This window comes from Sphingomonas guangdongensis (assembly GCF_900199185.1).
GTDB lineage: Bacteria > Pseudomonadota > Alphaproteobacteria > Sphingomonadales > Sphingomonadaceae > Sphingomonas > Sphingomonas guangdongensis.
Genome location: NZ_OBMI01000001.1, coordinates 111,630 through 132,008, shown reverse-complemented (window position 1 = coordinate 132,008; position 20,379 = coordinate 111,630). Strand labels below are relative to the sequence as shown.

21 protein-coding genes and 1 tRNA gene are annotated in these 20,379 nt (G+C 69.5%); 10 read left to right on the top strand and 12 right to left on the bottom strand.

Annotated elements, in window-relative coordinates; all coding sequences use genetic code 11:
• The first annotated feature begins 90 nt into the window (after positions 1–90).
• Positions 91–2,022 (top strand): acetate--CoA ligase, encoded by a 1,932-nt coding sequence (gene acs, locus CRO12_RS00675; RefSeq protein ID WP_097062125.1) that lies wholly within the window; start codon positions 91–93, stop codon positions 2,020–2,022.
• Between the two features lie 97 nt (positions 2,023–2,119).
• Here acs and CRO12_RS00670 read toward each other — a convergent pair whose 3' ends face one another.
• Positions 2,120–2,890: a MipA/OmpV family protein gene (locus CRO12_RS00670; protein ID WP_097062124.1), complete on the bottom strand. Its 771-nt coding sequence runs from the start codon at positions 2,888–2,890 to the stop codon at positions 2,120–2,122.
• The gene (locus CRO12_RS00665; protein WP_097062123.1) at positions 2,887–4,683 is read right to left on the bottom strand and encodes a peptide MFS transporter; all 1,797 of its coding nucleotides are present in this window, start codon (positions 4,681–4,683) and stop codon (positions 2,887–2,889) included. Before CRO12_RS00665 ends, CRO12_RS00670 begins: the two co-directional genes overlap by 4 nt.
• A 120-nt stretch (positions 4,684–4,803) precedes the next feature.
• On the opposite strand from CRO12_RS00665, the gene CRO12_RS00660 reads away from it, so the two are divergent.
• The 3 genes from CRO12_RS00660 to CRO12_RS00650 all read left to right on the top strand — a co-directional run bounded on the left by CRO12_RS00660 (position 4,804) and on the right by CRO12_RS00650 (position 6,274).
• The gene (locus CRO12_RS00660; RefSeq protein WP_097062122.1) at positions 4,804–5,382 is read left to right on the top strand and encodes a nitroreductase family protein; all 579 of its coding nucleotides are present in this window, start codon (positions 4,804–4,806) and stop codon (positions 5,380–5,382) included.
• A 30-nt stretch (positions 5,383–5,412) separates the two neighbouring features.
• The gene (locus CRO12_RS00655; RefSeq protein WP_097062121.1) at positions 5,413–5,769 is read left to right on the top strand and encodes a GntR family transcriptional regulator; all 357 of its coding nucleotides are present in this window, start codon (positions 5,413–5,415) and stop codon (positions 5,767–5,769) included.
• A gap of 91 nt (positions 5,770–5,860) precedes the next feature.
• The gene (locus tag CRO12_RS00650; protein ID WP_144033481.1) at positions 5,861–6,274 is read left to right on the top strand and encodes a hypothetical protein; all 414 of its coding nucleotides are present in this window, start codon (positions 5,861–5,863) and stop codon (positions 6,272–6,274) included.
• Position 6,275: 1 nt separating this feature from the next.
• Here the strand turns inward: CRO12_RS00650 and CRO12_RS00645 are convergent, their stop codons facing one another.
• The 4 genes from CRO12_RS00645 to CRO12_RS00630 form a co-directional block, all read right to left on the bottom strand.
• Positions 6,276–6,695, bottom strand: a complete 420-nt coding sequence (locus CRO12_RS00645) for a hypothetical protein (protein ID WP_179640781.1) — start codon at positions 6,693–6,695, stop codon at positions 6,276–6,278.
• A 61-nt stretch (positions 6,696–6,756) separates the two neighbouring features.
• The gene (locus CRO12_RS00640) at positions 6,757–7,200 is read right to left on the bottom strand and encodes a hypothetical protein (protein WP_097062118.1); all 444 of its coding nucleotides are present in this window, start codon (positions 7,198–7,200) and stop codon (positions 6,757–6,759) included.
• Complete coding sequence (locus tag CRO12_RS00635; RefSeq protein ID WP_097062117.1) at positions 7,197–9,251, bottom strand: S9 family peptidase; 2,055 nt, start codon at positions 9,249–9,251, stop codon at positions 7,197–7,199. Before CRO12_RS00635 ends, CRO12_RS00640 begins: the two co-directional genes overlap by 4 nt.
• 256 nt (positions 9,252–9,507) lie before the next feature.
• On the bottom strand, positions 9,508–10,623 hold the full coding sequence (locus tag CRO12_RS00630) for a DUF2171 domain-containing protein (protein WP_245858086.1): 1,116 nt from the start codon (positions 10,621–10,623) through the stop codon (positions 9,508–9,510).
• 234 nt (positions 10,624–10,857) lie between these two features.
• On the opposite strand from CRO12_RS00630, the gene CRO12_RS00625 reads away from it, so the two are divergent.
• The 5 genes from CRO12_RS00625 to CRO12_RS00605 all read left to right on the top strand — a co-directional run bounded on the left by CRO12_RS00625 (position 10,858) and on the right by CRO12_RS00605 (position 14,679).
• Positions 10,858–10,933: transfer RNA gene (locus tag CRO12_RS00625), tRNA-Ala, on the top strand.
• A gap of 138 nt (positions 10,934–11,071) precedes the next feature.
• On the top strand, positions 11,072–12,781 hold the full coding sequence (locus CRO12_RS00620; RefSeq protein WP_097062116.1) for a DEAD/DEAH box helicase: 1,710 nt from the start codon (positions 11,072–11,074) through the stop codon (positions 12,779–12,781).
• A gap of 2 nt (positions 12,782–12,783) precedes the next feature.
• Positions 12,784–13,233, top strand: coding sequence for a YaiI/YqxD family protein (locus CRO12_RS00615; RefSeq protein ID WP_097063246.1), 450 nt, complete (start codon positions 12,784–12,786; stop codon positions 13,231–13,233).
• Positions 13,226–13,957 (top strand): NUDIX hydrolase, encoded by a 732-nt coding sequence (locus CRO12_RS00610; protein ID WP_281253360.1) that lies wholly within the window; start codon positions 13,226–13,228, stop codon positions 13,955–13,957. The genes CRO12_RS00615 and CRO12_RS00610 overlap by 8 nt, the downstream gene beginning before the upstream one ends.
• Positions 13,954–14,679 carry an extensin-like domain-containing protein gene (locus CRO12_RS00605; RefSeq protein WP_097062115.1) on the top strand — a complete coding sequence of 242 codons (726 nt, stop codon included), beginning with the start codon at positions 13,954–13,956 and terminating at the stop codon, positions 14,677–14,679. Before CRO12_RS00610 ends, CRO12_RS00605 begins: the two co-directional genes overlap by 4 nt.
• A 91-nt stretch (positions 14,680–14,770) precedes the next feature.
• On the opposite strand, the gene CRO12_RS00600 is transcribed toward CRO12_RS00605, so the two are convergent.
• Positions 14,771–15,310 (bottom strand): hypothetical protein, encoded by a 540-nt coding sequence (locus CRO12_RS00600; protein WP_425442968.1) that lies wholly within the window; start codon positions 15,308–15,310, stop codon positions 14,771–14,773.
• Positions 15,311–15,666: 356 nt separating this feature from the next.
• Between CRO12_RS00600 and CRO12_RS00595 the strand changes: the two genes are divergently transcribed.
• Complete coding sequence (locus CRO12_RS00595; RefSeq protein ID WP_097062113.1) at positions 15,667–16,224, top strand: CHAP domain-containing protein; 558 nt, start codon at positions 15,667–15,669, stop codon at positions 16,222–16,224.
• A 10-nt stretch (positions 16,225–16,234) separates the two neighbouring features.
• Here CRO12_RS00595 and msrB read toward each other — a convergent pair whose 3' ends face one another.
• The 5 genes from msrB to CRO12_RS00570 form a co-directional block, all read right to left on the bottom strand.
• Positions 16,235–16,711 (bottom strand): peptide-methionine (R)-S-oxide reductase MsrB, encoded by a 477-nt coding sequence (gene msrB, locus CRO12_RS00590; protein WP_097062112.1) that lies wholly within the window; start codon positions 16,709–16,711, stop codon positions 16,235–16,237.
• A 106-nt stretch (positions 16,712–16,817) separates the two neighbouring features.
• Positions 16,818–18,077: an ABC transporter permease gene (locus CRO12_RS00585; RefSeq protein WP_097062111.1), complete on the bottom strand. Its 1,260-nt coding sequence runs from the start codon at positions 18,075–18,077 to the stop codon at positions 16,818–16,820.
• Positions 18,074–18,991, bottom strand: coding sequence for an ABC transporter ATP-binding protein (locus CRO12_RS00580; protein WP_097062110.1), 918 nt, complete (start codon positions 18,989–18,991; stop codon positions 18,074–18,076). The genes CRO12_RS00585 and CRO12_RS00580 overlap by 4 nt, the downstream gene beginning before the upstream one ends.
• A gap of 64 nt (positions 18,992–19,055) precedes the next feature.
• Positions 19,056–19,427: a hypothetical protein gene (locus CRO12_RS00575; RefSeq protein ID WP_097062109.1), complete on the bottom strand. Its 372-nt coding sequence runs from the start codon at positions 19,425–19,427 to the stop codon at positions 19,056–19,058.
• Entirely contained in the window at positions 19,424–20,101 is a 678-nt protein-coding gene (locus CRO12_RS00570; RefSeq protein ID WP_097062108.1) for an EI24 domain-containing protein, read from the bottom strand. Before CRO12_RS00570 ends, CRO12_RS00575 begins: the two co-directional genes overlap by 4 nt.
• Between the last annotated feature and the right edge of the window lie 278 nt (positions 20,102–20,379).

The window sequence follows — 20,379 nt, the reverse complement described above, 5'->3', positions numbered from 1 at the left end:
GCTGTGTGTCGCAGTGGCGAGGCGATCGTTCAGACTTGCCTTGCCGCCCGCCGCTACGCCAAAGCCCCCGCACCGTTGTGGGAGAGCAGCATGGCCGACACCTACCCCGTTCCCGCCGTCTGGGCAGAGGGCGCGCGTGTGGATGTCGGCGGGCGGGCGGCGCTTTCCGCGCAGGCCGAGGCCGACCCCACCGGCTTCTGGCTGAAGCAGGCGCGGCGGCTCGACTGGATCGTGCCACCGACGGTCGCGGACGAGAGCTCGTTCGAGGAGGCGGACTTCGACATCCGCTGGTTCGCCGACGGGCAACTGAACGTCGCCGCCAACTGCATCGACCGGCACTTGAGCGACCGGGGCGACGCGGTTGCGCTGATCTGGGAGCCCGATGATCCCGCCGAGGAAGCGCGTCGCTACACTTTCCGCGCGTTGCACCAGGAGGTCAACCGCTTCGCCAACGTGCTGAAGGCGGAAGGGGTGGGGAAGGGCGACCGCGTCACGATCTACCTGCCGATGATCCCGGAGGCGGCGTTCGCGGTGCTCGCCTGCGCGCGGATCGGCGCGATCCACTCGGTGGTGTTCGGCGGCTTCTCCCCCGACGCGCTCGCCGGGCGGATCACCGATTGCGACAGCCGGCTAGTCGTTACCGCCGACGAGGGGCGACGCGGCGGCAAGCGGATCCCGCTCAAGGCCAACGTCGATGCCGCCGCCGAACGTGTGCCGGGCCTCACCCGCGTGATCGTGGTGCGGGCAACCGGCGCCGAGGTGCCGATGGCGGAGCGCGACCGCTGGTACCACGAGCTCGCCGCCGACGTGTCAGCCGACTGCCCGGCCGAGCCGATGGCGGCTGAGGACCCGCTCTTTATCCTCTACACCTCCGGGTCGACCGGCAAGCCGAAGGGCGTGCTCCACACCAGCGGCGGCTATCTGCTGTGGGCGAGCCTGACGCACGAGTGGTGCTTCGACTACCGGCCCGGCGAGGTCTGGTGGTGCGCGGCCGACATCGGCTGGGTGACCGGGCACAGCTACATCCTCTACGGGCCGCTCGCGAACGGGGCCACGACCCTGATGTTCGAAGGGCTGCCGACCTGGCCCGACGCGAGCCGCATCTGGCAGGTGGTCGATCGCCACCAGGTGACGACGCTCTTCACCGCGCCGACCGCCTTGCGCGCGCTGATGAAGGAGGGCGACGCGTTCGTCACCGCAACCGACCGGTCGAGCCTGAAGCTGCTGGGTACCGTCGGCGAGCCGATCAACCCGGAGGCGTGGCGCTGGTACCATGACGTGGTCGGGGCGGGGCGCTGCCCGATCATCGATACCTGGTGGCAGACGGAGACGGGCGGCGCGATGATCGCGCCGATGCCGGGTGCGACCGCGCTCAAGCCGGGCTCGGCCACGCTGCCGCTGCCCGGTGTCGCCCCGGCGCTGGTCGATGAGAAGGGAACGGTGCTGGAAGGCGCGGCGGAGGGGAACCTCCTCATCACCCGGTCCTGGCCCGGGCAGATGCGGACGGTCTGGGGCGACCAAGATCGCTTCTTCCAGACCTATTTCACGACCTATCGGGGCAGCTACTTTACCGGGGACGGCTGCCGCCGTGACGCGGACGGCTATTACTGGATCACCGGCCGGGTCGACGACGTGATCAACGTGTCCGGGCACCGGATGGGCACGGCGGAGGTCGAGTCCGCGCTGGTGCTCCACCCCAAGGTCGCCGAGGCAGCGGTGGTCGGCATGCCGCACGTGGTGAAGGGGCAGGGCATCTACGCCTATGTCACGCTGAACGCCGGCGTGGCGGCTGATGATGCGCTCCGTTCCGAGCTGGTGCAGTGGGTCCGGCGCGAAATCGGGGCGATCGCGGCCCCCGACGCGCTCCAGTTCGCGCCAGGCCTGCCCAAGACCCGATCGGGCAAGATCATGCGCCGCATCCTCCGCAAGATCGCCGAGGGAGACGTTTCGAGCCTGGGCGACACCTCGACGCTCGCCGATCCCGCGGTGGTCGACGATCTGGTGGCGAACCGGGTAGGGTAAGTCGCGGAACCGTTATTCCAGCGAAAGCTGAGATCGCTGTCCGAAAGGACGGAGCTTGCGGCGAGAGACCCCAGCGTTCGCTGGGGTGACGGCCTTTCTACAACCCTCGTCCGAAGGTGTAGCTCAGCCCGACGCCGCCCGACCATTGGCTGCGGCTGCCAAACCGATCCACGACCGGCGAGTCCGCGGCGTCGCCGAGCAGTCGGTCGTACTTGGCGAAGCCGAACACGCCCCACCGCGCCGACAGCTGCCGGCTGGCGCTTCCCGTCGCCCCCGCCATCAGGAACGCGCCGTCCGGGCGGTAGGCGGGCACGCCGGTCGCCGCCGCCTCGCGCGCGTTCACGCCGAAGTAGGTGCGGTGGTACTTGCCGCTGCCGACGGTCAGGCGCGGGCCGACCGAGAACAGCCAGCGATTGCCGTCGCGCGCGATGTAGTCGGCACCGACCATCCCGATCGTCGCGCCGTGCCCATTGACGCCGTGGCGCGCCTCCACGCTCAGGCGGAACTGCTCGGCCACCGTCCAGCGCGCAAATCCGCCGAGTTCGACGGTGAAGCCGACCCGGTCGAGCCCGCCGGCATCGCGCGAGCGCCGCCGTCCCTCGAACCCGAGCGCGGGACCGATCGTCAGCGTGTCCGTACTGATCAGCGCGATGCTGGTGCTCTCGTCCGGCGCCTCGAAACGGTACGGATCGTCGCCGCGCGTGCGGGCGAGATCGAAGTAGGGCCGCACGCTGTAGCTGTCCGCGCCCGGAAACCGCGGCTGGACCTGCGGTCCGATCGTCACCCGCGTGCGCCGCGGCGCCTCTTCCTGCGCGTGGGCGATCGCGGGCGCGCAGAAGGCAGCGGCGAGGAGGACGGTGCGTATCATTGGACTCCGTGCATCCACTTCTTGAGGAGCGGCGAGATCAGGATGAGCACCACGCCGATGCCGGCCGCGATCAGGCCGATCGTCCAGAACACGCCGTTGTAGGTATCCAGGCTGACCTTCAGGTTGGTGACCTGCCCGCCGACCGTCTCCACGCTCGCGACCTGCGCGACGACACCCGCCACGTACTGCGCAACCGAGATCGACAGGAACCAAAGGCCCATCATCAGCCCGACGATGCGCGCGATGGAGAGCTTGGTGATCATCGACAGGCCAACGGGCGAGATGCACAACTCCGCCAAGCTGTGGATCAGGTAGAGCCCGGCAAGCCACCAGATCGCGACCTTGAAGTCCGGTCCCGCGAATTGCCCACCCCAGACGAGGAACAGGAAGCCCAGCCCGACCCCGATCAGCGCGATGCCGAACTTGACCGGAATCGTCGGCTCGCGCCCGCGCTCGGCGAGCTTGGTCCACAGGATCGCCATGATCGGCGCGAAGATCACGATGAACAGGGCGTTAAACACCTGGGTCTGCGCGGCCGGCATCTGGTAGCCGAGGATATTCAGGTCCGTGTTGCGGTCGGCGAACAGCGTAAGGCTCGATCCCGCCTGCTCGAACAGCGTCCAGAACACGGTGTTGAATACGATCAGCACCATGGCGGCGACCATCATCTGGAACTCGCGGCGGTCGCCCGCGACGAACGACCAGATCAGGATCCCGGGCACGGAGAGCAGGAAGGTGCCAAAAAGCAGCTTACCCATGAGCGGCAGCGCGGCGACATAGCCGATGATGCCCGATCCCGCCGCGGCTTCGCTCGCGTTCATCAGGTTGACGAACAGCAGGTAGAACAGCGGAATGCCGATCGTCGCGGCGGCATAGATGCCGAGCGCGCGGTCGCCGCCGGTGCGGACCGGCGGCTCGCCGTACCCGGACAGGCGCCCGCCATCGAACTGGATCAGCGTCCAGGAGAACAGCATGCCGAGCGCCGCGAGCCCGAAGCCCGCCCACCAGCCGACCGCAACCGCGAGCAGCGGACAGAAGAACTGGCTGAGCAGCGAGCCGAGGTTGATGCCCATGTAGAAGATCGTGAAGCCGCTGTCGCGCCGCCGGTCGCCGGTCGCGTACAGCTCCCCCACCATGGTCGATATGTTGGGCTTGAAGAAGCCGTTGCCGACGCTGACCATCGACAGCGCGATCAGCATGACGGTGACGTAGAACGGGCTGCGCTGCCCATCGGAGGCGAAGCCGCCCTTGGCGATCGACCGCTCGACCGCACCATCCGCGCCCAGCAGCGACACCGACCCATCGTCATTGCCCTTGATCGCAAGACGGCTGGTGCCGTCGACCACGTAGCGCGTCTCCGCGCCGCTTGCCGCGTCACGCTCGATCGCGACTTCGTAGCGCTGGCCGTCGATCGTCGCGTACGGCGTCGCGGTCTGACCGCCGAAGCACAGGGTGAAGTAACCGGCGGCCATCAGCACCGCGCCGAACTTCACCGCGCGCTTGGAGCCGAGATACTGGTCGGCCAGGTAGCCGCCAATCAGCGGGGTGAGGTACACCAGCGCCGTGTACCCGCCGTACAGCCCCGCCGCGGCGCGATCGCCGAACAGGAAATGCTGGGTGAGGTACAGCATGAGCAGCGCGCGCATGCCGTAGTAGCCGAACCGCTCCCACATCTCGGTCGAGAACAACCGCGCGAGCTGGCGCGGGTGGCCGAACCAGGTCCGCTCGTCGGCCGGGTTGACGTGGCTGATGTCGCCTTCGATCGGGTTGGCCTCGGCTGGGCTGTCGACCATGGATACTCCCTGAACTGTGGTCGCCCGTCTGCGGCGGGCGCTCAATCGGTCGAACGTAGCGGACAGGGGCGGGCTGTAAAGCGTGGCGCGGCGGGTGGAGCGCGGCTAGACGCGTCACCCATGTTCAATGACACATCCTCAGCGCTCTCGCTGCTCGCCACCCGCCGCTCGGGCAAGCCGCGCGACATGGTGGCGCCGGGTCCGAGCGATCCTGAGCTTCACGCGATGCTTGCGATCGCCGCGCGGGTGCCCGACCATGGCAAGCTCGCGCCATGGCGTTTCGTGATCGTCGGTGCTGACCAGCGTGGGGCCTTGGCGGACATTCTCACCGCGGCCTACCGGACGAGCAAGCCGGACGTGTCCGACCCCGAGCTGGAGACGGTGGTCCAGTTCGCGCACCAGGCGCCGACCCTCGTGGTCGTGCTCTCCAGCCCGCAGGTGCCGAGCAAGATCCCGCTCTGGGAGCAGGAACTATCGGCCGGCGCCGCCTGCCTGCAACTGCTGAACGCCGCGACCGCGCACGGCTATGTCGGCGGGTGGCTCACTGGCTGGGCCAGCTACGACGAGCGGGTCCGCGATGCGTTTGGCACGGCGGCGGAAAAGATCGCCGGATTTGTCTTCATCGGCTCACCTGGAAGACCGCTCGAGGAGCGGCCCCGGCCCGACCTCGCTCAGGTCGTCAGCCGCTGGCAGGTTTGACGCGGCGGCGAAACACTGTATTATGGCAGCATGGCAGCCTATGATCACGACGACAGCCCGGTGTATCTGAAGCTCCGCGCCGGGATCGCCGCGGCCATCCTCCGCGGCGAGTACCGCGCGGGCGATCAACTGCCCTCCGTCCGCGCCTATGCGGCCGAGCAGGGCGCCAACCCGCTGACCGTCGCCAAGGCATACCAGAGCTTCCAGGACGACGGCTATGTCGAGGTCCGTCGCGGTGTGGGCATGTTCGTGCTGCCAGGCGCCGTGGAGGCGCTGCGGGCCTCCGAGCGTGAGCGCTTCCTGACGGGCACCTGGCCGCGCGTGAAGGAGCATATCGCGCTGCTCGGGCTCGACGCCGGCGAACTGCTGGAGCGCGAAACGGCCTGACGATTGTCGATCGCGTGCTTCCGCTTCGGTCTGGAGGGCTATTATCACTATGTCGCTGCGCTGCTTTTTGCCCGCCTGGATCGCGGCATGGGTGACCGCGATCTTCCTGCCTAGCGCACTCATCGCCCTGCTGGGCTTTGCGCCGGCGGCTCTGTCGAACGGGAACTTGCTGGCGCGCGTCTGGCAGGTCGCCGACGATGTCGGTCCGGCCGTCAAGCTGATGATGGGCGCGCTGTTGCTCGGCGGATTCCTGATCCTCGTCAGGTGGGGACAGCCGGTACGCCGCATGCGACATGTCGTGAGCGCCGCCATTGGCATCACCGCCGTGGCGGCGACCGTGACGGTGATCCCGGCGGGCCTGTCACGTGGCTTCGGCATCGCGCTGACCGGCGTGCGGTTCGAGCCGACCTTGACGGCGCTCTATCTGCTGGCGGGCGCGATCGCCGGGCTGACCTTTGCGATTACGCTGGACCGGTGCGCGGCGTCCACGTTTCGCTCTGCCTAGGTCACGGGAGCGGTTGCAGCACCGCGCCGCGATTGTTCGCGTCCCGAACCGCGTCAGCGATGAACCGGCCGATCTGCTGCCGATCAGCTGGAGTGTGCTCGAACGCGTCCGCGAGCTCCTGCAGCTTGCGCCGACGCTCAATCGCGGCATTTTCCACAACAAAGCGCTCAACCAGCGTATCGAGCCGCGCGCGGTCGGGGGTCGACCGGGCCAGTTCCCGCCCGATCTCCAACTCCACGGCGGAGATCTTGTCGAGCTCGTCGTTGCGAGCTCGCTTCAACGATTGGCGGGCCCACAGCTCGGTCCCGGCCGGCGACAGGCCGAGCAGCCGGGATATGCTCCGGGCAGCATCGAGTTGCTGCGACTGCGTCATCTGCGACGCCGCCGGAACGCCGAGCAGAAGCGTCGCGGCGCCCAGCATGTAACAATACCGCATCGGCATGTCCTTCTCTCAATAGTGACGTGGCGCATGCAGGCGGCACTTATCTGGCTCGAGTGCAGCCCTTGCCCGTCTTCGCGCAGAACGCCTTCATGACCTCACCCTTGTAGTCGTAGCCGTCCAGCACCTTGGCGGCACCCACCAACGCCGGCACGTCGGCGGCGCGGCGCGCGCGGGCGGCGGCGCTGTCCTCCCACGCGATGATCGCGCGCATCTGATCCGGGGTGAGTGCGGCGGCGTAGCTCGGGGCGAGCGCCGCGATCAGGCGCGTGCGCGCCGCCGCCATTACCTCGCTGCCGGTAGCGCGCAGCGTCTCCTGCTCGGCGGCGGTGAGGGTCGGATGCTCCTTCGCCAAGTCGCCGACTTCCTTGCCGGCGATCAGCGGCAGTAACTGCGCAAGCGTGCTGCTCTCGGCAACGCGCTGCGCCAGTGCCGCCGTGTCGGGCGCGGGCGCCGCCGCCTGGATCGCCAACGCGAGCAGGATCATTTCGCGACCCCCAGTTGCCACAGCACGAACGCCATCTCTTCCGCCGCTTCCTTCAGGCTCTCCCAACGCCCGGACTTGCCGCCGTGGCCGGCGCCCATGTTGGTCTTGAGCAGCAGCAGGTTATCGTCGGTCTTGGTCGCGCGCAGCTTGGCCGCCCACTTGGCGGGCTCCCAATAGGTCACGCGCGGATCGTTGAGCCCGCCCGAGATGAACAGCGGCGGGTAATCCTGTGACCTGACGTTGTCGTAGGGCGAGTAGCCGCGGATCAGCTCGAACGCCGCCTTGTCCTCGATCGGATTGCCCCACTCCGGCCACTCGCCCGGCGTGAGCGGCAGAGTGGCGTCGAGCATGGTGTTGAGCACGTCGACGAACGGCACGTCGGCGATTACCGCGCCCCACAGGTGCGGGTCCGAGTTGACCACCGCGCCCATCAGCTCGCCACCCGCCGAGCCGCCCGCGATCGCGATGCCGCCCGCGTGGGTGAAGCCGCGCTCGATCAGTCCCTTCGCCACATCGACAAAGTCGTTGAAGGTGTTGGTGCGCTTGGCGAGCTTGCCGTCGTGGTACCATTGCTGGCCCAGGTCGTCGCCACCGCGGATGTGCGCGATCGCGAACGCCATGCCGCGGTCGAGGAAAGACATGCGGCTGGTGGAAAAGCCCGGCGGAATGGCATGGCCGTATGCGCCATAGGCGTAGAGGTAGAGCTTGCCCGAGCCGTCGGTCGGGTAGCCGACGGGGTAGACGATCGAGCAGGGCACCTCCACGCCGTCGCGCGCGGTGATCCTCAGCCGCTCGGTACGGTATTTGGCCGGATCGTAGCCCGACGGGATCGTCTGAACCTTCAGCGTGGTGAGCGCGCCGTCCGCCAGCGCATAGTCGTAGACGGTGCCGGGCGTGACCATCGACTGGTAGCTGAGCCGCAGCGTGTCCACGGCGTACTCGGGATTGTCGCCGAGGTCGGCGACGTAGCTTGCCTCCGGGAAGGAGATGCGGCGCGGTGCGCGGCCATCGTACCAGTGGATCTCGATCTGATCGAGCCCGTCCTCGCGCCCCTCCACCACGAAGAAGTCGGCGAAGGTGGTAACGCCGGTCATGTAGAAGTGCGGGGAGGGCGCGATCCGCTCGGTCCACTCGCCCGGGCGCTCGACCGGCGCGGTGACCAGCCGCCACATCGGGTCGGTGTCGTTGGTGTGGATGAAGAGCGTGCCGTCGTGCTCGTCGACGTCGTACTCGCGGCCCACCTGCCGGGGTACGACCAGGATCGGCTCGGCGAGTGGATCGGCGGCGGGGAGCAGGCGCACCTCGCTGGTCACATGGTCGCCGGTCGCGATCACCAGCCAAGCGCGCGAGCTCGTCTCGCCGACGGCGACGCGGTAGCCCTCGTCCGCCTCGTGGTAGAGCTCTACGTCCGTCGCGGGATCGCTGCCCAGCTTGTGGTAGCGCGCATTGTCGGTGCGCCACTGGTCGTTGGCGAGGCCGTAGAGGAAGCCTGCGTCATCGGCGGTCCAGACGATGTCGGAGAGGATGCCCGGAATAACGTCCGGCAGCAGCGCGCCGCTGTTCAGGTCCTTGACCCGGAGCTCGAACCGCTCGGAGCCATTGTCATCGATCGCGTAGGCAAGGTAGCGGCCATTATTGCTGACGGCGAAGCCACCCAGCCGGAAATACTCTTTGCCAGCGGCGAGCGCAGGTTCGTCGAGGATCAGCTGGGCGGCGCCACCCGCGACCGGCCGCCGCCACCAGCGGCGGTACTCGCCCCCGGTCTCGTGATCGGTCCAGTAGAGCCAGTCGCCGTCCTTCTGCGGCACGGTCGCGTCGTCTTCCTTGATGCGGCCGCGCATCTCCGTGAACAGCGTGTCGGCGAGCGGCTTCAGCGGCGCCATCACCTCCTCGAAATAGGCGTTCTCGGCCTTCAAATAGTCGAGGATCTCGGGATCGGTGACCTTCGGATAGCCGGGGTCGCGCAGCCAGGCGTACGGGTCCTCGAGCGTGATGCCGTGCCAGGTCTGGGTGGAGGCGCGAACAGGAGCGATGGGGGGCGTCGTGGTCATAAGGGTGCTGTAGGGGCGGCGAGGCAAGGGGGGAAGAGTGGTCCAACGACAGGCGGGAGGGACGTCAGCAGGCCCGGCAAACCGCCGTGACCCCGGCGCAGGCCGGGGTCCAGCCCTCCTCGAGAGGGATCGTGTAGAGCTCGGTCGCGCCAGGTCATTCCGGGACCTGGCCAGCGCCGGGGTGACGTAAAGAAAAGCGGCCCGGACGTTCCCGTCCGGGCCGCGCGCATTACCGATTAACCGGTGCGCTCCGGCGTCAGTAGGTGCCCGAGAAGCTGCGGTTGAGGTTGGTCGACCCGCCGTCCTTGTCGTCCGACTTGTCGCCCTCGCCGAACAGCGCGCCCGAGCGCTCCTCGTCGCGCCACTGCTTCTTCGCCTCGTCGGCGGTCTTGCTGATCGTCACCTTGTCATCGACCGACTGGAGCCAGCTCGACGGGATCGAGTGGTGCCGGCCACCGGCGTCGGCGTCGTTCTTGGTCAGGATGATGCGGTCACCCCGCACCTTGTCGACGGTGCCGACGTGCTGCCCGTCGGAACCGACCACTTCCATGTGCTCGTTCACGCTGGAGAGCGACGTCCGCTGCGTCTGGCGGTTGGAGCGCCAGGTGCCGAACTCGTTCTCGAACTTCTTGGCGTTCTCCTGGCGGTACTCGTGATAGTCGCGGTCGAGCTGGTCGATCTGCGTGCGGCGCCACGAGTGGTAGTCCTCGTCGCGGCCGTAGCCGGTTGTATTGCCGCGCTGCGACCCGCCCAGCCGCTCGTCATAGCGCTGATCCATGTCGCGGCGGCGCTCCGCGTCCTCGTCGCCGAACCACGAGCGGACCTCATCGCCCGCACGATCGAAGAAGCCGCGATCCTGGTAGCTGTAGCCCTGCGGCTGGCCGCCGTAGCTGCGCTGCTGGCTGCGGTCGCTGCCCCAGTCGCGGGTGCGGTTCTGGCCGTAGCTGCCGCCATAGCCACCCTGGCCGCCGGCACCGTAGCTCTGGCGATCGTTGCCGTAATTGTTCTGGCCGTAGCCGCCGCGGTCGTCGCCATAGTTGCGGCTGCCGTAGTTGCCCTGGTCACGCTGGCCATAGCTGTTCTGGCCGTAGCCGCCCTGACCGAAACCGCCCTGGCCATAGCCGCCGCGATCATTGTCGCCCTGGCCGCTGCGCCCGCCGTAATAGTCGCGGTTGCCGCCCTGCTGGCTGCGCTCGCCGTAGCCGGTGCCGCCGCCGCGATAGTTGCGGTCGTCACGCCCGCCCATCTGGCCGCTCGCCTGATAGTCGCGCGCGCTGGAATAGGTGTAGTCGCGTCCCGATCCATAGTCGCGGCCGTAGTCGCCGGCGTCACGGCCATAGTCGTTCGAGTAGCTGTCGCGATCGTTTGCCACTGTCATCCTCCTGACATTTACGCGGGGTGCCTGACGGACCTTCACGGCGCCGGCGCCTCAGCGGTTCAAATGCTGACGAAGGTTAAGGTTCCTCGCCCCGATCGCGCGGCTGCGGCGAGCCGAGCGGCACGGGCGACGCGTCAAAAAGCGGCGGCGGGGCGTTGCATCGCCCGAGCAATCTGATAGGGGAGCGGCCCCGGCGCGGTCCTTGCGACCAAGCCGGTTCGGGAGTGCGGGGCTGTAGCTCAGATGGGAGAGCGCTGCAATCGCACTGCAGAGGTCAGGGGTTCGATTCCCCTCAGCTCCACCACCGCCTCCCGCGCATCACTGACCCACCCGACTACCGACATGGGGCGCTGAACACGAAGCCGCTGCGCGCGACGCAAGCCGGCCGTGAGAGGGGAGCGCGCTTGCTCGCTGGCCGGTCACACCCCATTTGCGAGCACACATGCCTTTTTCACACCTGTCTCCCTTGTTCGCCGAGGCGCTCGGCGCGCGCGGCTATACCGCCCTCACCCCCGTCCAGGCAGCCGTCACCACCGACGAGGCCGCCGGCCGCGACCTGATCGTTTCCGCCCAGACCGGCTCCGGCAAGACCGTTGCCTTCGGTCTGGCGATCGGCGGCGACCTGCTGGAGGGCGACCGCCTGCCCGGCGCCGGCGCGCCGCTGGCGCTCGTTATCGCCCCGACCCGCGAGCTGGCGCTGCAGGTCAGCCGCGAGCTCGGCTGGCTCTACGCCGCGGCGGGCGCGCGGATCGCGACCTGTGTCGGCGGGATGGACGCGTCCAAGGAGCGCCGCGCGCTGAACGCCGGCGCCCACATCGTCGTCGGGACGCCGGGCCGCCTGCGCGACCATGAGGAGCGCGGGGCGCTCGATCTCAGCCACGTCCGGGCGGCCGTCCTCGACGAGGCGGACGAGATGCTCGACATGGGCTTCCGCGAGGACCTCGAGGCGCTGCTCGACGCGACGCCGAGCGAGCGCCGCACACTCCTCTTCTCCGCCACCATGCCAAAGCCGATCGTGGCGCTCGCCCGCAAGTACCAGCGCGACGCGCTTCGCATCGAGACCGCCAGCGAAGCGCGCGGGCACGGCGACATCACCTATCAGGCGATGGCGGTCGCACCGTCGGACATCGAGCACGCGGTCATCAACCTGCTTCGCTTCCACGAGGCGGAGACCGCGATCCTGTTCTGCGCTACCCGCGACAACGTGCGTCACCTGCACGCCAGCCTGGTGGAGCGCGGCTTCTCCGCGGTCGCGCTGTCGGGCGAGCACAGCCAGAACGAACGCAACCACGCGCTGCAGGCGCTCCGCGACCGGCGCGCCCGCGTCTGCGTCGCGACCGACGTTGCGGCGCGCGGCATCGACCTGCCGACGCTCTCCCTGGTCGTTCACGTCGAGCTGCCGCGCGACGCGGAGGCACTCCAGCACCGCTCCGGCCGGACGGGGCGTGCGGGCAAGAAGGGAACGGCGGTGCTGATCGTTCCATACCCGCGCCGCCGTCGGACGGAGATGATGCTGCGCGGCGCGCGCATCAACGCCGAGTGGATCGACGTGCCGTCGCCCGAGGACATTCGCGCGCAGGATCGCGAGCGGTTGCTGGGTGCGCTGCTCGCGCCGGTCGAGGTCGACGACGAGGACAAGGCGCTGGCCGAGCGGCTGCTCGCCGAGCGGTCGGCGGAGGAGATCGCGGCGCTGCTGGTCCGCGCGCACCGCGCCGCGTTGCCCGAACCCGAGGAGCTGATCGAGCGCGGCCCGGCGCCCGAGCGGGTCCATCGTCCGGGGTTCGACGACACCGTGTGGTTCCGGATGGAGCTAGGGCGGCGCCAGAATGCCGATCCGCGCTGGATCCTGCCGCTGATCTGCCGCCGCGCGCACATCACCAAGACGGAGGTGGGCGCGATCCGGATCGGGCACAGCGACACCTTCTTCCAGGTGCCGCGCGCGATCGCCGACCGGGTCGCCGATCAGGTGCGCCGGACGATGAGCGAGGACGACGACGCCGTGATCGTGCCGGCGCCGCAGGGCCCACCGCCGCAGGGCGGGCAGGGCGGCGGCCGCGGTGCGCCGCGGGGACCGAACCGGCCGATGCAGCAGCGTGCGCCCGGCGGCTACAAGGCGCGGCCGGCCGGCCCCAGGGCACCGCGCCGGCCGTGAGCCTGCGCATCCTCGTCGACGCGGACGCCTGTCCGGTGAAGGACGAGGTGTACCGCGTGGCGTGGCGGACGGTGGTGCCGGTGACGCTGGTCAGCAATGCGCCGTTTCGCGTGCCCGATCATCCGCTGATCGAGCGGGTGGTCGTGTCCGACGGGTTCGACGCGGCCGACGACTGGATCGCGGAACGCGCGGACGCCGCGAGCATCGTCGTCACCGCCGATATCCTGCTCGCCGATCGCTGCCTGAAGGCGGGCGCTACCGTGCTGGCGCCGACCGGTAAGCCGTTCACGACCGCGTCGATCGGCGGCGCGGTCGCGACGCGCGCGATCATGGCCGACCTGCGCGCGGGTCTCGGCGAGGGGATCGGCGGGCCGAAGCCGTTCGCCAAGGAAGATCGCTCACGCTTCCTCTCCGCGCTCGATGCGGCGATCGTGCGGCTGAAGCGTGTCTGACGAGAGCCCGATCCCCGCCGCCACGGTGATCGTGATGCGCGAGGGGGCGGGCGCGCCCGAACTGCTGATGCTGGAGCGGTCGCGCGCGATGCGGTTCGCGGGCGGCGCGCTGGTGTTCCCGGGCGGGCGGATCGACGCCGGCGACCAGGCACTCGGCGGCCACGACGAGTCAGCGGCGCGGATCGCCGCGACGCGCGAGGCGATCGAGGAAGCGGGGATCGCGCCGGCGGTCGTGCCGGCACCCACCGCGGTTCGGATCGCGGCAATGCGGGAACAACTGCACGGCGGGGCGACGATCGGCGCCGTGCTGAAGGACGAGGGGATCGATCTCGACCAGCTGGTGCCGTTCGCCCGCTGGCTCCCGCTCGGGCTGCACGCCCGCGTGTTCGACACGCGCTTTTATCTCACCCGCTGGGACGACCGCGCGCCGGAGCCGTCGGTCGACGGCACGGAGAACAGCCGGCTGTTCTGGACCACGGCGGCCGAGGTGCTGGCCGACGCGGCGGCGGGGCGCGCGTCGCTGATCTTCCCGACCCGGCGGACGCTTGAGCGGTTGGCACGATATCGCAGCTTCAACGAAGCGGTCGCCGACGCGCGCGCGCACCCGATTCGCACAGTGACGCCGTGGGTCGAGGCGCGGAACGGCGTCGACCACCTCTGCATCCCCGACGATCTCGGCTATCCGGTCACCGCCGAGCCGTTGGCGAGCGTGCGGCGCGCATGAGGGCGATCCGCCGCCTGCTCGGCACGGCGACGCTGGTCGCGGTCCTGCTCGCGATCGCCTTCGCGCTCTATGCCTTTGCCAAGTCGCGACCGCAGGACCTGCCGTGGACTCCGCTTGACCTCGCCGAGCCGCCAGGCATGTTCACGGCCGGCAAGCTCGCCGACCTGGGCGACGATTTCCCCGCCTGCCGCGCGCTGCTCGACAAGGCGGGCATCGCGTACCAGGCGCTGGCCTCCGTCACTGCCGGGCAGTGCGGCTACGACGATGCGGTGCGGCTACCGGCAGAAGGCGCGCGCCGGATCGGCTTCGCGCCGCGCGGCGTCGGGATGGCGTGCCCGGTCGCCGCCGCCCTCGCCATGTGGGAGTGGAACGTGCTCCAGCCCGCCGCCGAGCGTCACTTCGGCAGCCGCGTGCGCACGATCGAGCACTTCGGCAGCTACTCCTGCCGACGCATGTACGGGCGATCGGCGGGCGACTGGAGCGAGCATGCCCGCGCCAATGCGCTGGACGTCGCGGGCTTCGTGCTGGCGAACGGCACGCGCGTGTCGGTGGTGCGCGACTGGTCGGGGGCGGGCGCCAAGCCCGCCTTCCTGCGCGAGGTGCGCGACGGCGCGTGCCACCTGTTCGCGACCGTGCTGTCGCCCGACTACAACGCCGCGCACCGCGACCACTTTCACCTAGACCAGGCGAACCGCGCCGCCGGCTGGCGTGCGTGTCGGTGATGCCACGTCGTCAGACAGTACGACTGCGCCGCCCTGCTGCCCGACGTGGCGAGTCGGCGGTTTGCTCGCGCAAACCGCACGCCGCCCGCTCCTAATTCGGCAGCGCCAGGTCGCTCACCTTCTCCACCCAATAGGGGAAGAAGGCGGGCTTGCGTGACGACCAGCCGCTGGCGGTGGCCGCCGCCTCGCTGATCGACTGGAGCAGCTTGCGGCGCAGGTCCGGGTGCAGCGTCGGCAGCGCCGCCGCCGCGCAGAAGGCGGCGGGCAGCCACGGCCGCACCTCCGCACCGATCAGCCGCTCGTAGAGGAAGCGATAGGCGGAGAAGGTCGGCAGCCGTCCCTGACCCAGGTCGAAGGCGGAGACGGTGATCAGCGGCGCCATGAACGGCTCCACCGTATCGAGCGAGCTGTCGTCCGGCACCGTCGCGCGCAGGTCGGGCAGGCGATCGTACATCCGGGCCTGGGCGCGGATTGAGGCTGCCTCCACCACGTCGCGCGACCAGCGCAGCAGCGCATCCTCGCGGTCCAGCCCGATGTCGAGCGAGCGACGGATGTAGCGCTGCGTCGCCGCGCTGAATGTCGCGAATTCCTTCATCTCGGCCAGCGTCATCGCGCCCTCTGCCGGTTTCATGCGTGAAGCCATGTTCCCACCCCACCCGATGTTGCGACCGGAACATGCGCCCGAATGGTTAACCCACCCCTTAACCGCTCGTCGTCCGGCATTCAGCAAGGGAGCATGGATACCGCTGCACCGCAACAAAGGTTGCGACGAACCGAGTCATGAAAGTGAAACAGCGAGTCGCCGCCACCTTTTGGAAACTTCCCCGATAAGGTGAGTGGCTGGCGCGGCGAGCCGTTTGCGGGTTTGAAACCGTCCACGTTTCACCGGAAAACCGACGCATCTCGCCGCCGCGTGCTTCGCTTTCGCGAGGGACGCGGTAACCACACCTCATCGAGTTTTCAGCGGGACCGGGGGGTCTTCCTCAGATGATGGTACGTGGTTTGGCGGCGCTTGCCGCATTGGCGTCGTGCACCCTGGCGGCAGCGCCGGCGACTGCCCGCTTCTGGCAGTGCGCCCCCTACGCCCGGGAGATCAGCGGCGTGAACATCCACGGCAATGCGCACACCTGGTGGGGCCAGGCGGCCGGCAAGTACGCCCGCGGCTCGGCGCCGAAGAAGGGCGCGGTGATGTCCTTTGCCGCGTCGGGGCGGATGCGGCTCGGTCATGTCGCGATGGTCTCGCGCGTGGTGAGCGAGCGCGAGGTGCTGCTGACCCACGCCAACTGGTCGCGGCGCGGCGGGATCGAGCGCGACGTGCGCGCGGTCGACGTGTCGGACGCCGGCGACTGGAGCCGGGTCAAGGTCTGGTACGCCGGAAACGGCGGGCTCGGCACCTCCACCTACCCGGTGAACGGCTTCATCTACGCCGACGGCGCGCCGGAGCGTGACGTCGCGCCGCTGCCGAACGTTACCATGGCGGCGGTGTCGCCCGCGCCGATCGTCGCGGCGCAGCGCGCGGCGAGCTTCACTCTCGAACTCGAGTAGACGCCAGCGCTCAGCCGAAGCTGCGCGGCGCGAACGTCATCGCCACGCCGTTCATGCAGTAACGCTTGCCGGTCGGCTTCGGCCCGTCGTCGAAGACGTGGCCCAGGTGCCCGCCGCAGCGCCGGCAGTGCACCTCCGTCCGCGCCATCCCGAGCGTCCGGTCGGTCCGGGTCGCGACCGCATTCGGCAGCGGCGCCCAAAAGCTCGGCCAACCCGTTCCGCTCTCGAACTTCGTGCGGGAGGTGAACAGCGGCAGCTTACACCCGGCACAGGCGAACACGCCCGAGCGCTTCTCGCCGTTGAGCGGGCTGGAGTAGGGCCGCTCCGTGTCCTCGTGGCGCAGCACCTGGTACGCCGCCGGCGTTAGCCGCTTGCGCCACTCCGCATCGGGAAGCGTGACCTCGTACCTGGCGTCGGCGGAACGGGGCAGGAGAACACCCGCGGTGCCGAGCACGGCGGAGGCGAGCAGGGTGCGGCGATCGGTCATGTGCGGAATATAGTACGCCTCTCCCGTCATCCCAGTGCAAGCTGGGAGCTCGCGCCGCAGGGGTACGCTTGATAGCGAAATACCCCAGCGTCCGCCGGGGTGACGATCAGGCCGGCAGGTGCGACCCGGCCTCAAGCGTCTTCGCCGTCCGTCCACGCTTCCAAAACGCCGGGCTGCCCGACTGGAGCACGCCGCGCCGGAACAGCCGCGCGCCGAGCCAAATCGTCGCCGCAACCCACAGCGCCTGCCAGCCGAGCGCCAGCAAATGCGGCCAGATCTCCGGCTTGTTGGCTGCACGCGCCGCCATCGCGAAGGGGGAGGAGAAGGGAAAGATCTCGGCGAAACGGGTCAGGCCCGAGTCCGGGTTCGTCGCCGCCGCCTGGCTCAGCCCGAACATCGCGACCTGGAAGATCGTGATTGGAAGCGACAACATCTGGATCTCGCGCGGAGTCGATGCCTGCGCGCCGATCCCTAGGAACACCGAACCGAGCAGCAGATAGGCCATGGTGAAATAACCGAAGAACAGCAGCGCGAATAACGGCCCCACCGCCGGCCCCACTTCCGCGAAGGCGCGTGCGAAGTTGCCCGGGAGCAGCTGGCCGACGTTGACCACGATCGTGCCCCAGAAGGCGACGAACAGGATGGCGACTCCGAACATGCCGAGCAGCTTGCCTAGGAACACGCTCTCCAGCGGCACCGCGGCGGCGAGCACCTCTATCACCTTGTTCGACCGCTCCTCCGCCATGGTGCCGACCGCCTGTCCGGCAAGCATCAGGGTCAGGATAAACAGGCCGAACACCGCGAAAAACGCCGCCTGGTTCGATCCGCGCTGGGACGTGCGCCCGGCCGCGGCGCTATACGCCTGCTTGGTTGCGACCGACAGGCGGGTCTCGCCACCGAGGCGCTGGGACCGCAGCGCCTCCTCGGCGAGCCGCGCGAGATAGTCGGCGTGGCGGACGCTGACGGGCACATGGAGCACGGTCGGACGGCTCAGCGGACCATAGAGCACCGCCGTCGGGTCCGTGTCCTTGGCGTCAAACGCCCGACGCGCCTGTGCCGCCTCGTCGCCGCCCGGCGACTGGATGACGAGCGCCGGCGGCCCTTCGCGGCGGCGGTAGAGCCCGCGCAGATTGCGGTCCGCGGCGATCAGCGCGCGGGCATCGGCGGGGCTCGCGATCGCGACGATCCGCGACTTGTCGGCGGAGCTCGACGCCATGGTCGCCGCCCCGATCCCGCCGACCGCGCCGAACGACAGCATGATGAGTGGCGCGAGCAGGAAGATGAGGAAGGTGGGCGTGAACACGGTTGCGATGAAGTCGCGTCGCGCCACGGTGAGGGTCTGGCGGACCAGCTTGTTGCGGATCATGCCGCCGCCTCCAGCGCGTCACGACCGACGATGCGGACAAAGGCGTCGTGGAGCCGCGCGGGCTCGATCGACAGGCCCGATATGCCGTATCCGGCGTCGATCAGCTTCACCAGCACCCCCTCGATCCCTTCCGGCGGCAGGGTGAATACCCACCCCTGGCCTTCCTCCTGCGCGTCGGCGGGCAGCAGCGCGCGGATGCCCGCGTCCGGATGATGCGGCATGTAGCGTGCGCGGATCGGCAGAGTGGCGCGCGCCTCGTCCACCGTGCCCTCGAACCGCACCTTGCCGCCGGCGATGATGGTCAACCGGTCGCACAGCCGCTCGGCATTCGCCATGACGTGAGTGGAGAAGAGTATGGTCGCGCCGCGCGCGCGCTGCGCCAGGATCATCGCCTCCAGCCGCTCCTGGTTGACGGGATCGAGGCCGGAGAAGGGCTCGTCGAGCACCAGCAGTTCGGGATCGTGGACGACCGAGCCGAGCAGCTGGACGAGCTGCGCCATGCCCTTGGACAGCTTCTTGATCTTGCTGTCGGCGGCGTGGCCCAGGTTCGCGTCCTCCAGCAGCAGCCGCGCGCGCTTGCGCCCCGTGCCCCAGTCCAGCCCGCGCAGCGCGCCCATGAAGGCGATTGCCTCGAACGCCTTCATGCCCGGGTACAGCCCGCGCTCCTCCGGCAGGTAGCCGACCCGGTCGCTCGCCTCGCGCGGATGCGCGGCGTCGAGCAGCGTCCGCTCGCCCTCGTCCGGCTCGATGATGCCGAGCAGCATGCGCAGCGTCGTGGTCTTGCCCGCGCCGTTGGGGCCGAGCACGCCGTAGATGGTGCCGGGCGGCACCGCCACGTCGACGCCGTCGACCACGTTGCGATCACCGAACCGCTTCACCAGCCCGCTGGCCCGGACCGCCCACTCAGAACCCAACGCGTTGCCCCCGTCCTCGTCGCCCCGCCATCGGTCGTAGCGCCCGGCGGCGCGAGCACAAGCGCTACTTGCCGCCCTCCCGCCGGCTGAGCGCCGCGACGCAGCTCGCCCGGTCGATCGCACTGCCGTCGCGCTGGCGAGCGTCGACGTGGGTGACGACGGGTTCGCCGGTGCCGCGGGCGTAGAGATAGGCGTCGAGCACGCAGATGCGGCTGCCGAACTGCAGCTTGCGCGAAGCGCCCTCCGTCACCTCCGCGTCGGCCGCGCCGAACAGCGTCGTCAGCCCCCGCGCGGTCTGGCCCATCACCCGCTCCAGCCCGAGCGTGGAGTAGGTCCGGGGCGGCGGGGGCCCGCGATACGGCGTCGCGGGCGGCGCCTCCGCCGCGACGCAGGCGCCGAGCAGGGCGAGGAGCGGAAGCGCGTAGGGGGCCTTCATGGGGCAAGTCTCCGATGGAACAGGTGGGTCGCCATCGCCGCCGCGACGATCGGCGCGAGCAGGTTGACGATCGGCACGAGGAGCAGCGCGGTGCCGGCCGCGCCGAGCAGCAGCCGCGGCAGGCGGGTCGCGCGGCGGAACGACGGCAAGCCGCGTTGATCGATGTGTCGCGCCGCGATCATGTCGCCGAGATCGCGGCCGAGCAGCAGCGCGTTCACCGCGAAGAAGCCGATCGGCGTGCCGACGCCGGTCGCGAGCAGCAGCACGTAGAGCGGCAGTGCGGCAAGGTTGATCGCGACCGTTCGTCCCGCGGCGCCGAGCCCCATCGCGATCGATCGGCCGAGCGGCACGGGGCGTGCGCGGGCGAGCGCGTCCGGGTAGTGGCGCGCCTCGACGGCGGCGACCACGTCGTCGGCGAACACGCCGACCGCGAAGATCGCGATCGCCCGAAAGATCAGCCAACCGAGCAGCACGCCGCCCAGCAGCGCGGCCACGCCCGCGAGCCCCGACCAGCTCTCCCACCCCGCCCAGCGCGCCGCCTCCACCGCACCCCACCACAGCGCGGCGCCGAACGTCCCGAGCAGCACCAGCGTCAGCACGAGCGACTTGGCGAGCACTGCCAGGGTGCGCCGATCGCCGAGTTGCGCGAGCGAGAGAAGAAAGGCGGGGAGCACGGGGGTGGCTGTAGTGCGCTGGGTAAGAGATGCGAAGGGTCCAAACCCCCCATTCGTCCTGAGTAGCGACTGAGCAATGGCGCGTATCGCAGGACTGTTCCGCGTAAGCCAGGTGCTTCGATAAGCGTCAGGTGGAGGATGCCCCGCACCCTTCAGGATCGTCCGGGTGACGATCCGGCCTGACACTCCCTTAATACGCTGCGTGCCGCAGCTACTCGGTCTCTACTCAGCACGGACGGAGTTCGGTGTGCTGCGTCGGGGTGTGAGCAGTCGCATTG

What these genes read in the sequence shown, in the direction of transcription:
- CRO12_RS00605 (WP_097062115.1), top strand. Translation starts at nt 13,954, where the DNA reads ATGAGGGCGATCCGCCGCCTGCTCGGCACGGCGACGCTGGTCGCGGTC.
- CRO12_RS00660 (WP_097062122.1), top strand. Translation starts at nt 4,804, where the DNA reads ATGTTCAATGACACATCCTCAGCGCTCTCGCTGCTCGCCACCCGCCGC.
- CRO12_RS00655 (WP_097062121.1), top strand. Translation starts at nt 5,413, where the DNA reads ATGGCAGCCTATGATCACGACGACAGCCCGGTGTATCTGAAGCTCCGC.
- CRO12_RS00635 (WP_097062117.1), bottom strand. Translation starts at nt 9,251, where the DNA reads ATGACCACGACGCCCCCCATCGCTCCTGTTCGCGCCTCCACCCAGACC.
- msrB (WP_097062112.1), bottom strand. Translation starts at nt 16,711, where the DNA reads ATGACCGATCGCCGCACCCTGCTCGCCTCCGCCGTGCTCGGCACCGCG.
- CRO12_RS00575 (WP_097062109.1), bottom strand. Translation starts at nt 19,427, where the DNA reads ATGAAGGCCCCCTACGCGCTTCCGCTCCTCGCCCTGCTCGGCGCCTGC.
- CRO12_RS00585 (WP_097062111.1), bottom strand. Translation starts at nt 18,077, where the DNA reads ATGATCCGCAACAAGCTGGTCCGCCAGACCCTCACCGTGGCGCGACGC.
- CRO12_RS00640 (WP_097062118.1), bottom strand. Translation starts at nt 7,200, where the DNA reads ATGATCCTGCTCGCGTTGGCGATCCAGGCGGCGGCGCCCGCGCCCGAC.
- CRO12_RS00620 (WP_097062116.1), top strand. Translation starts at nt 11,072, where the DNA reads ATGCCTTTTTCACACCTGTCTCCCTTGTTCGCCGAGGCGCTCGGCGCG.
- CRO12_RS00595 (WP_097062113.1), top strand. Translation starts at nt 15,667, where the DNA reads ATGATGGTACGTGGTTTGGCGGCGCTTGCCGCATTGGCGTCGTGCACC.
- CRO12_RS00670 (WP_097062124.1), bottom strand. Translation starts at nt 2,890, where the DNA reads ATGATACGCACCGTCCTCCTCGCCGCTGCCTTCTGCGCGCCCGCGATC.
- acs (WP_097062125.1), top strand. Translation starts at nt 91, where the DNA reads ATGGCCGACACCTACCCCGTTCCCGCCGTCTGGGCAGAGGGCGCGCGT.
- CRO12_RS00645 (WP_179640781.1), bottom strand. Translation starts at nt 6,695, where the DNA reads ATGCTGGGCGCCGCGACGCTTCTGCTCGGCGTTCCGGCGGCGTCGCAG.
- CRO12_RS00665 (WP_097062123.1), bottom strand. Translation starts at nt 4,683, where the DNA reads ATGGTCGACAGCCCAGCCGAGGCCAACCCGATCGAAGGCGACATCAGC.
- CRO12_RS00600 (WP_425442968.1), bottom strand. Translation starts at nt 15,310, where the DNA reads ATGAAACCGGCAGAGGGCGCGATGACGCTGGCCGAGATGAAGGAATTC.